Annotated in this window: 11 protein-coding genes; 9 read left to right on the forward strand and 2 right to left on the reverse strand. The window is 53.2% G+C overall.

What is annotated here, in order from left to right:
- Window positions 1–30: 30 nt before the first annotated feature.
- Complete coding sequence (locus ACJO3T_RS11865) at window positions 31–945, reverse strand: MotB family protein (RefSeq protein WP_406978566.1); 915 nt, start codon at window positions 943–945, stop codon at window positions 31–33.
- Between the two features lie 5 nt (window positions 946–950).
- Window positions 951–1,703, reverse strand: coding sequence for a flagellar motor protein PomA (pomA, locus tag ACJO3T_RS11870; RefSeq protein WP_406978567.1), 753 nt, complete (start codon window positions 1,701–1,703; stop codon window positions 951–953).
- 199 nt (window positions 1,704–1,902) lie between these two features.
- On the opposite strand from pomA, the gene ACJO3T_RS11875 reads away from it, so the two are divergent.
- From ACJO3T_RS11875 to ACJO3T_RS11915, 9 genes are all read left to right on the forward strand, one after another.
- A complete protein-coding gene (locus tag ACJO3T_RS11875) occupies window positions 1,903–3,183 on the forward strand; it encodes an MFS transporter (protein WP_406978568.1) in 1,281 nt (426 codons plus the stop codon).
- Complete coding sequence (gene ssb, locus ACJO3T_RS11880) at window positions 3,167–3,712, forward strand: single-stranded DNA-binding protein (protein WP_406978569.1); 546 nt, start codon at window positions 3,167–3,169, stop codon at window positions 3,710–3,712. Before ACJO3T_RS11875 ends, ssb begins: the two co-directional genes overlap by 17 nt.
- 165 nt (window positions 3,713–3,877) lie before the next feature.
- Window positions 3,878–5,101: a tyrosine-type recombinase/integrase gene (locus tag ACJO3T_RS11885; RefSeq protein WP_406978570.1), complete on the forward strand. Its 1,224-nt coding sequence runs from the start codon at window positions 3,878–3,880 to the stop codon at window positions 5,099–5,101.
- Complete coding sequence (locus ACJO3T_RS11890) at window positions 5,088–6,656, forward strand: site-specific integrase (protein ID WP_406978571.1); 1,569 nt, start codon at window positions 5,088–5,090, stop codon at window positions 6,654–6,656. Before ACJO3T_RS11885 ends, ACJO3T_RS11890 begins: the two co-directional genes overlap by 14 nt.
- A 4-nt stretch (window positions 6,657–6,660) precedes the next feature.
- Entirely contained in the window at window positions 6,661–8,814 is a 2,154-nt protein-coding gene (locus ACJO3T_RS11895) for a hypothetical protein (RefSeq protein WP_406978572.1), read from the forward strand.
- Window positions 8,815–8,816: 2 nt separating this feature from the next.
- Window positions 8,817–9,233, forward strand: a complete 417-nt coding sequence (locus ACJO3T_RS11900; protein WP_406978573.1) for a hypothetical protein — start codon at window positions 8,817–8,819, stop codon at window positions 9,231–9,233.
- Window positions 9,234–9,260: 27 nt separating this feature from the next.
- A complete protein-coding gene (locus tag ACJO3T_RS11905) occupies window positions 9,261–10,088 on the forward strand; it encodes a DUF2971 domain-containing protein (RefSeq protein ID WP_406978574.1) in 828 nt (275 codons plus the stop codon).
- A gap of 73 nt (window positions 10,089–10,161) precedes the next feature.
- On the forward strand, window positions 10,162–10,635 hold the full coding sequence (locus ACJO3T_RS11910) for a VPA1267 family protein (protein ID WP_406978575.1): 474 nt from the start codon (window positions 10,162–10,164) through the stop codon (window positions 10,633–10,635).
- Window positions 10,620–12,803 carry an AAA family ATPase gene (locus ACJO3T_RS11915; RefSeq protein ID WP_406978576.1) on the forward strand — a complete coding sequence of 728 codons (2,184 nt, stop codon included), beginning with the start codon at window positions 10,620–10,622 and terminating at the stop codon, window positions 12,801–12,803. The genes ACJO3T_RS11910 and ACJO3T_RS11915 overlap by 16 nt, the downstream gene beginning before the upstream one ends.
- The last annotated feature ends 266 nt before the right edge of the window (window positions 12,804–13,069 follow it).

Genomic DNA, 13,069 nt, shown 5'->3' on the forward strand with positions numbered 1-13,069 from the left:
GGCCAAGCGTCCGGGGTGATCCGGTGTCGGTTACCAGGTCAGTGTTTCCCCTGACGGGGCGGGTGTGCGGTCCGGTTCCACCAGGATGTCCGGCGGCAGTTCGTCCAGGGTGGTCGGGGTTTCGCCGGGATCATCCGACAGGTCGACGATGATCTCCACACGACGATTGAGGGCGCGGTTCTCCGGCGACGAATTGGGCCGGCGGGGCTCGGTGGAGGCCAGCCCCATGACCCGGAAGCGTCGTTCATCCAGTGGCCCCGCCTCAATCAGCGCATTCGCCACCGCCGCTGCCCGGTCGGCGGACAGGTTCCAGTTTGACTCATAGCGGCCACCACTGCCGATGGGCACGTCATCCGTATGGCCTTCCACGGTCAGATCCCCTGGTATGTCCACCAGTACCTTGCTCATGCGATAGAGCAGATCAACCATTGAGTAGGTCAGCTCCGCGGATCCGGAGGCGAAAGACCCCCGTTCCTCAATCCGCATAATGATCTGACGCTTGCCCGGGTCTGCCTGCACGTCGAGCTGGCCCGCCGTGATTTCCTGTTCCAGCACCTCTGCCAGGTCGTTGGCAAACGTCATGGCCGAGGCGGTAGCCTGCCCTTTTGCCTGCTCCCCGGGCTGGGTGCCCGGTTCACGATCCAGGAACGGGTCCGTTTCGGTGGTGCTCTGTCGGACCTCATCCAGATCGGTGGGCTCGGGCTTTCCGGGGGTGAAGTGCTGGAACACGGGGCTGGTACCTTGCGGGATGTCCACCGCCGCCACCTCCCGCTGCACGCCGAATGCGTTCGACATTTCCTGAGCGATCTGCTTGAACTTCATGGCGTCGATCTCCGAGAAGGAGAGCAGCAGCACAAAAAAACACATTAGCAGCGACATCAGGTCGGCAAAGGTCACCACCCAGGCCGGGATGCCCGGTTTTTCCTCTTCGGGTAGATCGTCCATGGGGGTCAGGCTCCGGATTCGGCCGTGTCACGCTTTGCCGGTGGCAGGTAGCTGGACAACAACTGCTCGATCACCCTCGGGTTCTGGCCGTTCTGGATGGCCACCAGGGCATCCGAGACCAGGGACTGCATCCGGGCTTCCTCCGTCAGACGGAGCTCCAGCTTGTCGGCGATGGGGTTCGCGATCATGGCGCCGTACAGCGTGGTCAGCAGGGCTACCGCCATGGCCGGACCGATGCTCTTGGGGTCTTCCATGTTCGACAGCATCTGCACCAGGCCGACAATGGTGCCGATCATGCCCATGGCTGGCGCCACATCCGCCAGGGCCCGGAAGACCTTGGCGCCAAACCGATTGCGGTCCATGGTGAGCACGCGTTCCTTGTTGAGCAGTTCCCTGATGGTATCGGCGGCCTGGCCGTCCACCAGGAGCTGGATGCCCTGCTGCAGGTACTCCGAACTGGCCTCGCGGCCTTCCAGGTTCAGTACGCCCTGCTTGCGGGCGACATTGGCGATATCCACCAGTTCCTCGATCAGGTCCTGGGTGTCCGGCAGCTTGAACGAGAAGGCCCGCCCGGCTGCCTTAAGGGCGCCGAAATATTGCCTGAAGCTGAACTTGGCCAGCACCACCGAGAGGCTTCCAAGTACCACGATCAGTACCGAGGGAGCGTTCATGAACACACCTGGAGAAGCGCCGAGAATGATTGCCATACCAATGATGACGGCGCCTCCGACGAGGCCTATCAAGGTTGCTAGATCCACAATGTACTACCCGATGAGAAATGTGTGCGAATTGTAATCAGGGGCGCCCGCCTTGAACAGATAAAAGGTCGGACGACGTGACAAGCTTAGAAAGATGGTCCTGGTATCGCAACGTTGACCCAGCCCATGACCAGATGCGCAAATTTGCCGGGTTCATCTGGTAGACTGGCGGCTTTCATTCTCACGCTGCGACATTTTGATGAACGATTCTGAACGTCGGGCCGTGGCTGCCCTTGCTTCCGTCTACTCCATGCGCATGCTGGGCCTGTTCATGGTGCTGCCGGTCTTCGCCCTGCTGGGGCCGGAACTGGTGGGTGCCACCCCCATGCTGGTGGGTATGGCCATCGGTGTCTACGGGCTCAGTCAGGCGTGCCTGCAGGTTCCTTTCGGGGCCATGTCGGATCGGTTCGGCCGCAAGCGCCTCATTTACCTAGGCCTGGTTATCTTTGCGCTTGGCAGCCTGGTGGCCGGGTCGTCCGATCATATCTTCGGGGTTATCCTCGGCCGCGCCCTGCAGGGAGCAGGGGCCATTGCCAGCGTGCTGATGGCGCTGGTCAGCGACCTTACCCGGGCGGAACAGCGCACCAAGGCGATGGCAAGCATCGGTGTGACCATCGGACTGTCTTTCTCATTGTCACTCATCCTGGGGCCTTTGCTGAGTGAGTTCGCGGGCCTGGCGGGGCTCTTCTACCTCACGGCGGTGCTGGCCCTGGTGGCCATGGTGATCGTCTGGAAGCTGGTGCCGGATCCCCCGGCCATGGTAACTGAAGGCGAGCACCTGCCGGCCCGGGAAATGCTGGGGCAGGTGTTGCGGGACCAGCGGCTGCTGCGGTTGGATTTCGGTATCTTTGCCCTGCACCTGGCCCTGACGGCCCTGTTTATCCAGGTGCCGGTGATGCTGTCCGACGGGCTCGGGCTGGCGATGGACGACATGTGGTGGTTCTACCTGACGGTAATGGTAACCTCCTTCTTCGCCATGGTGCCGTTCATTATCCTGGGTGAAAAGAAACGCCAGATGAAAGCCGTTCTCTGTGGTGCGGTGGCGCTGCTGGCACTGGCCAGCATGGCCCTGTGGCAATGGGCCGTTACCCTGACGGCGGCGTGGTTCGGGCTGTTCTTCTTTTTTATGGCGTTCAACCTGCTGGAGGCCAGCCTGCCATCGCTGATCAGCAAGGAATCGCCGGCAGGCGCCAAGGGTAGCGCCATGGGCGTCTATTCCACGTCACAGTTCTTTGGTGCCTTCCTCGGGGGTGCCGCGGGTGGCACCATGGCTGGCTGGGCCGGTGTCGACGGTGTATTCGGCCTGATGGTGCTGGTGCTGCTGGCATGGCTGGTGGTGGCTGGTACCATGTCGACCCCGCGCTACCGGGATCGGGACGGGGATGAATTCGTGGTAGAGTTGCAGGAATACGATGCTGGCGATGGAGCGTCAGAGATGAACAACGACAGAGCAGGGGTGAATCATGGCACGAGGTGTTAACAAGGTCATTCTGATCGGGAACCTGGGGCAGGACCCCGAAACCCGTTATACGCCAAACGGCAACGCAGTGGTCAATCTGAACCTGGCCACCGACGAGAGCTACAAGGACCGGCAGACCGGTCAACTGGTCCCCAAGACCGAATGGCACCGGATTGTCATGTTCGGCAAGATCGCGGAAATAGCCGGTCAGTACCTTCGCAAGGGCTCCAAGGTCTATATCGAAGGCAAGCTGCAGACCCGCAAATGGCAGGGTCAGGACGGCCAGGACCGCTATACCACGGAAGTGGTGGTGGACATTAATGGCCAGATGCAGATGCTGGACAGCCGGGGTGGTGACAACAGCGGAATGAACCAGGGTGCCCCTCAGGGGCGGCCGCAGTCACAACCGCAGCCGGCGGCCCAGGGTAACCCTCAGGGCAACTACGGGGCACCTGCGGGCAATCAGGGCGGCGGTTACAGCCAGCCCGGTGGCGGTCAGGGCAACATGCCGGAACCGGTGGATGATTTTGATGACGATATTCCGTTCTAGGCTCCGAATCATGTAAAGTGTAACGTTTCGTAGTTATGTTTGATTCTAAGGCCCCGCAATAGCGGGGCTTTTTTGTGCTTACAGAAATTTTTGCTGTCACGAAATTACTTGTGCTTAATTTTGGTATTTACTAATATGTATTAAGTGACGTTTTGAGGGTGCGAAGTGGATTATAAAGTTGAACTGCTGAAAGTGGAGGACGGTCGTCGGTTTGCGCTCCTTTTGCAGCACGGCATTCCGGTCTATTACCCGTCTTTATACATCACTACTCAAAAACGAGGATCTTCGCTTCATACGCAGCGTAATATTCAGCACCACCTAAGGTTGCTTTACTCTTGGTGCGAGTTGGAGGGGGTTCAACTGGAGGAGCGCTTTGGGTCTGGTGAAGCGTTGAAGGGCAGCGAGTGTTTGAGCTTGGTAGATTTTTGTGCGTGGGATTCGGCGACGATTAATCGTATCCGCTCGGGGGCCAGATTGCTGAAATCGGCTTACACGGAGGTGGAGCGCCATGAGGCATCAGCGAGAGTTGGTCATATCACTGATTATCTGAAGTTTCTTTATAAAAAGTTGGTGGGATGTGGTGATAACGATCTTGGTCTTTCAGCGATGCTGCAAGAGATAAAGTCCTACAAGCCAAAAGTTAAAAAGCACAGGCAACGTTCTCGGATTGAACTTACCACTGATCAGGAGGCGATTCTGCTAGAGAAAATCATGCCGAATCACCCCGAAAACCCTTGGTCAGCTAACCCAGATGTGAGGCTTCGGAATCTAATAATCGTTCACGTTTTGCTCGAAACAGGCATGCGTCGTAGCGAACTTGCAGCGCTACGTGTATCAGATATTGACTTCGTTAATCCCGCAGTAAGCATTTATCGTCGTCATAATGACCGAATCGATCCCCGCACTTTGCAACCTCAGGCAAAGACTGGAGAGAGAAGTATCCCTCTTTCCCCTGCTTTGATTGAGCAAATCGATAATTACGTCCTGCATAGTCGAGCAAAAGTTTCAGGAGCAAAAACCCACCCATTCCTGTTGATTTCGCATCGGGGAGGAAACGGCTCTCCCATTAGCGTCAAGACGATTAACTACATCTTCGGTCAGTTATCCAAAGCATTTCCGGCACTGGGACGACTGTTCCCGCACAAGCTTCGTCATCACTGGAATTATAATTATTCTCGTCTGGTTGACGAAAAAATGAAAGACCTCCCAGAAGACGACAGAAGAACGTTTGATCAGAATAGCCGGGCCTACCTAATGGGTTGGAAGCCGGAGGGGACGATGGCTCAAGTTTATAACCGTCGTTTCGATGAGGATAAAGCCAAGCAGCTGCTTGAGCAGCGAGATTCAAAATTCCAGACCGTAAAGAGGGAACGTGATGATCCCAAGTAAACAAAAATCGCCTAGCGAAATAGAGACGCTGCTCAACACCCCCCATAAGTCCTTTGCTGGTCTGACTTTTCTCCCGTCGGAGGATCGCTGGAAACTTCGGCATAAACATCAAAACGTCAACTTGGCTGGAGGTTGCAAGCTAATCATTCCCGAGGAGTCGTGGGGATATTTCAAGTTGGCACTTGCCTTATACGCAAGGGTCTGCAAAGCCGGCTCTGTTTGCGCAATTGCCAATACGCTCAACATGTTTGCGGCCAAATTCGGGGCTGACCTAAATATTCTTGAAGAGGCAGATTTCCTGTCCTTGAAGCCTAAGCTTGGCAGAGAGCGTGAGGGGGCGCTCGGGAAGGTTCGGGGCTTCTTCAAGTTCTGGTTTGAGACAGGTATGGGGGGCATTTCCAAAGATTACCTGGACGCCCTTTATCAGGTAAAGCTAAAGGGTGACGTCAAAGGCGAGGCGGTCAAATCTCACGATCCATTTATCGGCCCTTACACGCCAATTGAGCTTCAGGCCGTTATTGACGGCATTAACAACGCCTTTCTTGAAGATCGCCTGAGCACAGGAAACTACGTTTTGACTTTCCTTTTCGCACAGCGGGGAAGTCGGACGAACCAGATCAAAAACCTACGTGTAAGTGATTTCAAACTGAATAACAGGCAGGCATCCGTAGATATGCCTCGTGGTAAGCAGCGGGGCTCTGGATTCAGAGAGGAGTTCTCAACTTTCAGTATCTCGGAAGATCTCTATCAGCTAGTCCGTATATTGAGGAAAGAGTCGCTGGATACGGTTGAGGAGTGCCTCCCCAAAGCTCAAAGGTACCTGATCCACCAGGTGACAGATGATTTGCTCCCAGTCTTTGGGGCCTGGAAAGGTTTCGCTCGGGATTTGCCGTCAATTCTAGAAGCTCGGAAAACATCTGAAGAGCACCACCTCGGTGAACAGGCACTGGCGCAACGACTGAGATATGTGAGCAGAGTGATAAACGTGCACTCAGAGCGTACTGGTGAAATCATAAATCTCACTTCCCACCGCTTCCGAAGAACGATAGGGACAGACTTGGCTCGCGAAGGCGCTGGTGTGGGCGTGATCGCCAGAGCACTTGACCACACTGACTACCAAAATGCAGGAGTATACGTATCTACGTCAGCGGATATGGCGACACGGCTAGACCAGAAAATTGGCAAGCTTTTAGGGCCTTTGGCACAAGCTTTTGCGGGCGTGCTTGTTAGGGATGAGGCAGACGCTGTCAGAGGAGACGATCCTAAAAGTCGTATCCGCACCAACACGGGCTCCGACAATGTCGGAACTTGTGGGAATTTCGCATTCTGCGGCTCACGAGCGCCAATTGCCTGTTACACATGCATTAAGTTTCAGCCTTGGATTGACGCGCCTCACGAGGAGATCCTGATCGATCTCTATGATGAGAGAAGAGAAATCCTGGATGCTACTGGGGACGAAACTATCGCTAGCCAGCTAGATCGAACGATCTTGGCAGTCGAGGACGTTATTCACCGCTGTGAACTCAAGCGGGTAGAGATCATGGAGGTGGAATAAGCCAATGTCTGACGTCATTATTTTTAAGCCGAAGGCAAATCTCGAAGCTGAGCAGCAAGTGACTGCCTACGTGGACTTCGCCAAAAGTCTTCGAGGTTTTGATAAAGGAGATGTGCCTCTTGATTGGGAGGCGGTGAACTGGAGTTATTGGATTAAGAGCTTGGCCTTCTCGAAGCTGGGGGCGAACGTTCGAAGCAAGACCTTTGGTCCAAGTGACGTTTTAGATTCACAATTCATTGAGTTCGCAAAAGCGTATTGTATTCACCAACAAACGCTCAATCGTACCGCTGAAGTCTCTCAAGTAGTCGCACTCCGACTCGTAGAGAAGGCCCTTCTGGATCTGGGCTATTCTGCCAACATCACACTAGTCCATAGCGGAGTTATGGATCGTGCGGCAGAAGTTTGTAGTGACCCCTTAGTTCACAAGTCAGCGAACCGGGCGTACCGAGTCGGTCAGCAGCTTCAAGCGCTATCAAACTTTTTGGATAACAATCAGCTTGTTGCTAAGCCCCTCCACTGGAAAAACCCCATTGGAAGACCACTGGACCAAGAGGGTCACCGAAAGCGCGAAGATGATCGAAAGAAAAGAATGCCGAACCCCAAAGTTCTGGACGCTTTGGCTGAAATCTGGGTTGCCAAGCCTACGGAGCACCGAGATATTTTTGTTAGCTCCAACAGCGTAATTCTGCTTTCAGCGCCGGGGCGTGTTGATGAACTCAACCAGCTTGCAAAAGACTGTGTCGTTTGGAAGGAAAACTCAAAGAGCGAACAAGAGCTTTTCCTGAACTGGTACGGACAGAAGGGGTTTGGGTTTAGTGATAAGCCAGTCCCCAAGACATTTCAGCATTTTTGCCTTGAGGCGATTGAGCGGCTTACGTCAATCACAGAAGGGCCTAGAAAGCTCGCAAGGAAACTGGAGGAGAGTCCAGATGAGTTCCCGATTCACGAAGAGTGTCCCAATGTTAGACAAGATGTCATTTTGACGCATGAGCAGGTTCTGGCGACGATGTGTTTGGAAGGCTCTCAAGGAACCCCACGGCACTGTGTTAAGACTTGGCTAAACCAAACTTTAAAGGTTCTCGACAAGCGAAAGGATTGTAAAGCGTCAAAGACCATCTTAAGGGAGGCCCTGGATGGCATGTACGCCGGGAAGCCATCTCCGGCCAATCAGGATGTTCTTACGCTCACCCTACGCAAGCTAAACGTGTTTGTACGCGAGTATTGGCTACCGCCAACATTCCCGTTCACCACGGAAGCAAAAACGGTTAAGTTCCAGCACGCGCTGAATTGCTACTACTCCTACCAGTTTGAAAAGAAATTTAAAGCCAAGCTCTTTTCGATTGAGGCTCAAGACAAAAATAAGTTGAACGTAGCTCTGACGCCTGCCAAAGGTGCTCGTGATAAAGGTCTTAATATTTTCCAGAGGTGGGGATACGAAGGCAGCGATTTCGGTCTGACAACGCACCAGTTCCGTCACTATCTCAATACGCTGGCAGCAAAAGGCAATGTTGGTGAAGTCGAGCGGGCCCGTTGGTCATCTCGACTCAATCTCTCCCAGAACAAAGTCTATAACCACGAAACGACCGAAGAGCGGGTAGAAAGAGCAAGATCAGTAGGCCTTGGATCGCAGAAAACAAACCTCGCGGAGCTATCAGCCAAGAACGAACCGATAATGTTAGAGGAACTCGGCGGAAGCGGTGATCGGATCGCCCATACGACGCTCTATGGGAAGTGTGAACACGATTTTTCGGTGGAGCCTTGTCCAAAAGCTCGCGGTTGTCTTGGTTGTTCGAAGCACAAATGTATCAAAGGCGATGACGAAAAGCTTCGCCGGATAAAATTCGAGAAAGAGGCGCTTCGAGTCAACCTTGAAAAAGCACAAAGGGGCATCGACGAGGGTTACTTTGGAGCTGACAAGTGGCTTAAAGACACCATGAGGGATTACGAGAGGGCCTGCGAACTCGTCGAAATATTGGAGAATCCCGACGTGCCTGACGGTTCTGTGATCGCCTGCCAGGACGATGGATTTACGAGCGTGACAAAGGCGCTTGCCGCACGAGGTAAACTTAAAGAGAGTGAGGCTCCTAAACTACCTCCCTTCTCGAAATCAGAGCCTGGTTTTGATCAAGAAAAATTGCGTAAGCTTTTGGGTCGATAATCATGGCAAAGCATCTTACCGAGAATGATGTGAATCGCATTCTTGCGCTCATTGAGGGCTGGAAGTACGACCTGAAATGGGATGCGCTGGTCAAGGCTTGCGAGATAAGCCTGGGCATTAAAACTACACGGCAGGCATTGAACCGGAAGCAGCAAATCAAAGATGCGTTCCAGCTGTATAAGCGATCCCAGAAGCTAGATCTGAGTGGAGCTACGGCAGCGCGTCCCAACGATATAAACACGGCTCACGCGAGAATCGAAGGTTTGCTTGGGAAAATTCGAAAACTTGAGTATGAGAACAAAGCTCTGAAAGAAAAGTTTTTGACGTGGCAGTACAACGCTGAGCAACGAGGGATGACGCAAGAATCACTCAACAGACCAATACCAAGGCATGACAGCGGTGGTGAGGGGAATAGATGAGTCGCGTAAGGGGGCTAAGTGCTAAGTATGATTTCATGGGAGCAGTTCGAGGCCGATCATCCCTACCCAGAGAAGGTCGGACAACGTGAGCTTTTTCATTTTCGTAGGCTTACAGGCGTTAAAGATTGGTTGTTGGAGCACTTGTTTGTTGACGGGAAGCTCCATCACTCATCTCCTCAATCACTCAATGATCCATTTGAATGTAAACCGCACTACAGGGAGCCAGAAAGTGACGACGAACGTCGACTTGTGCTTGCAAAACTATACGGGGTGCTCAGGGAGTACGGCATGCCTGATCACGAGGCCCAGGCCAGAATTGTAGGGTGTGCCCTAAACCCGGCGCTGCTGTCGCAACTCCTCCATCAAACTGGGCTTGATACGTTTGCCGAATTGCGCATGTTCAGCTTTACCACCTCGAATGAGAATCTGTTGATGTGGTCCCATTACGGAGCTTCTCATACCGGCGTTTGTATCGAATTTGACGCGTCGATATGGCCAATCGCAGACGCTCGCAAGGTAAAGTATCAGACAGAGTACCCTCAGTTCGCATATCCACCTGTGACTGATGAACGAAACATGCAGGCTGCCCTCATCAAGTCAAAAGCATGGCAATACGAACAGGAATTCCGGCATATTTTTGCGCCTGGCGCAGAGGCCGTTCCGAGTGACGGAGACTCACTCCTATTGCATCCAGAAAGCATTATCGGTCTATATTTCGGTGTGGAAGTGGACCCAAGAGATAAAAATCGAGTCCTCAATATGGTTGAGCGAGGGCCGTTCACTCCGAAGCTCTACGAAGGTGTCCTTTCCCCGTCGAAATTCAAGATCGAATTCAACGAAATCAGTGCTGACTGAAAATGGCTACCAGGAGAATGAGGATCGTGTTTTATCAGGGGGCTGCAATGGAAAATTGGTTGGAGGGTAAGGCATGAGTCAAGAGCGGGGCCAAATCTACCTTGAGCGTTTTCAGGCGTGGTCTGCATCAATGTCAGATGATGACTTCCGCCAGATTGTCTACGGCCCCATGGGGATACTAAATCGGCAAGAAATCAAAAAACTTGCGGGTTTGAGCGACCAAGCAATCAAGAAGAACGCGAATGTGAAACAAGCGTTGAAAGACCTTGAGGATTCGCTGAGAGAGCGAGCTGTATTGCCCCCACTGACCGATTCGGGAAAAAAAGCACAGGCCGGAGCAAAGCTATACGACAAGACCGCGAGACGATCATCCGCAGACAGTCAGCGCCTGGCACAGTTGGAGTCCACGAATCATGATCTCCAGGTCCGAATTGAAAAGCTTGAGAAAGAGAATGAGGCTCTCCGGTCAAAGCTGGCATCGACCAGCGAAACGGTCGAAGCGATTAAAGATGGGCTAGTGGTGTTTACGCAATGCCCGATGAGCTGATTCTGTTTGAAGAAATGATGCGCGTTACCGCTGTGCCTTTCCGTCGCAGCTTTTCAACCGTGATTCGTGGTGTCCCGGTTCGTGGCGACCACTTGCTTAAGTCGGCTACTTACTTTGTTTCCGTCGTCGCACCCAGTGAACATTTGCCAGTTGAACCTACTCCGGGACAGCTCTGGAAGGTACGCGGCCACAAGACGATTAGGGTCATGGATCATGGGGCGTACAAGACGAATGAACATGCCTACAAAAACCCCGATGTGTTTGATTTGCATATGCCGGACACCGGGGAAACCTTTATCACCTTCGTGAGTAAAGACAAGCAGTTCTCGGGGATCGGTGAGTCTAAAGCACGCCAGCTCTGGAGTCGTTTCGGGATGGATATTCATCGCATGCTCACCGAAGGCAATGCGCAAGATTTGAAAGCCCTTCAAGAAACGCTGTCGGACAAGTCGATCAAGGCGCTTTACGCGGGCTATGCAAAGTATGAAAACCTGCGGCATACCGTGTGGATGTGCAAAGCGAAGATTCCTCAACCGGTGCAGCAGCGAATCCTGAAGCATCACAAGCTTGGAACGGTCGAAGCAATCAAAAAGAACCCGTTCGAGCTGATCAACTTTGGACTGACATTCAAGGAAATCGACACATTGCTGCACGCTATTCACGGCCATGCTTGGGAGCGTGAGAGATACCCGAAAGAGCGAACGCAAGCAGCGATGGTGCAGTCTCTCAAAGACTGTATGTTAGATGGCAGTACCTGGCTCAAGGCCGGTCAGGTGAAGACCAGGGCTTTTAACTACCTCAAGAGTGAAGCTCTTTGCGAAGAGGGCGTCGATTGGCTTAAAAACACGCCTAGCGTGGCTCTCCATCACAAGCAGGATGGCCGTTTGCATCCAACAGCTACTGCTATTCAAGAACTCGCGCTCGCGAAGCGCATCAAGCACTTATTAGGACTCAAAACCCCCCTCTCTGATCGGGATGAGTGGGCGTTTCAGGAGGTTTTGGCTCAGCTTCCTTACGATCTTACGAGCAAACAAAAGCTGGCAGTAATGACTAGCCTTACTGAGGGTATTAGCTGCATTACAGGTGGCGCTGGAACAGGCAAAACCACCGTATTGTCGACGTTTCTTCAGACAGCTTCAAAAATCGGCTATAGCATCCACGCGGTTGCCTTGTCTGGACGAGCTGCCATGCGACTTCATGAGTCTATTGGCTATCTCACGATGACCATTGCTCGTTTCTTGAGAGAAGAGCCCGTTGTCTGCCCGGACGGCGCGAAAGCAATGCTCGTCATTGATGAGGCATCAATGATCGACCTCCCGACGATGTTTCGTATCATCAATCACATTGATCCTTCTGTAAAAATCATCTTGACCGGGGACCCAAGTCAGCTACCTCCAATTGGAGTTGGAAAGATTCTTCATGATCTGGTGCTGTCCGACCACGTCCAAAACACGATGTTGGATGTCGTAAAGCGGCAGAAGGGCAGCACTGGTATCCCCGAGTATTCGAAGCAGGTCAACGCGGGCGAGGTGCCGCCATCGTTGAGCACACGGAATATCTACTTCCATGGGATTGATGATGCAGAGATTGCGCTGGGAAAAGCCATAGAGCTTTATCTGGAGAGCCCAGAGGCATCTCGCATAATCGCCCCCACAAGGAAATTAGTTGGAGAGGCCAATTCGTCGATTCAGCAGATTTACAACGGTGACTCACCGCTGATGAATTTCAACCTGGAAGGTGAAGAATACTACCTAAACCTACGACTGAATGATCAGGTTCTGTTCACTCAAAACCATCCGACTGAAGGTGTGCAAAACGGCTCTTTAGGCAAACTCGTGAGCGTCGAGCAGGACGAGGATGTAGTTGGCGTCGTGCAGCTGGACACGGGCGAAACTGTCGAGATCCAGGGCGCTCTGCTGGATGCTCTGGAGTTGGGGTATGCAATGACGTTGCATAAGGCGCAAGGCAGCCAGTTTCCGAGAGTAATAGTGCTTCTGAAAGATGGTAGGGTTCTGGATAGAAGTTGGCTTTATACAGCGTTGACGCGGGCCGAAAATGAAGTGCACCTCATCGGTTCGGCAGATGTCTTCAGGAAAGTCACGGAGGCTCCACCGAAAGCCTTTAAGCGCAAGACGTTGCTCACCAATTTGATTGATTTTCTCGACTGACCTGTTTCCCCCTTCAGCGCCTATGCCATATGTGCTCGCGCGAGGGACCAGTGGTGTTACAAAGTGATGACGATACAACCGGATTTTTTCAACTCTGGCTGGGCCTGAAACGGGGTCAGGGTCATAAAGACTGGGGGCAGGTCAAAATGGCGATAGGGGGCAAGGGGTTGGTGCGGTCCGCAGCCGCGACGCGTCGAGGGCTCGGCCCCTTGACGCCGTGTCATTAAATATCCTCGACGCGGGGTTGCAGTCCTGACTGCAACCCC

The sequence above is a fragment of the Marinobacter shunpengi genome, from assembly GCF_045449715.1.
In the GTDB taxonomy this organism is placed as follows: Bacteria; Pseudomonadota; Gammaproteobacteria; order Pseudomonadales; family Oleiphilaceae; genus Marinobacter.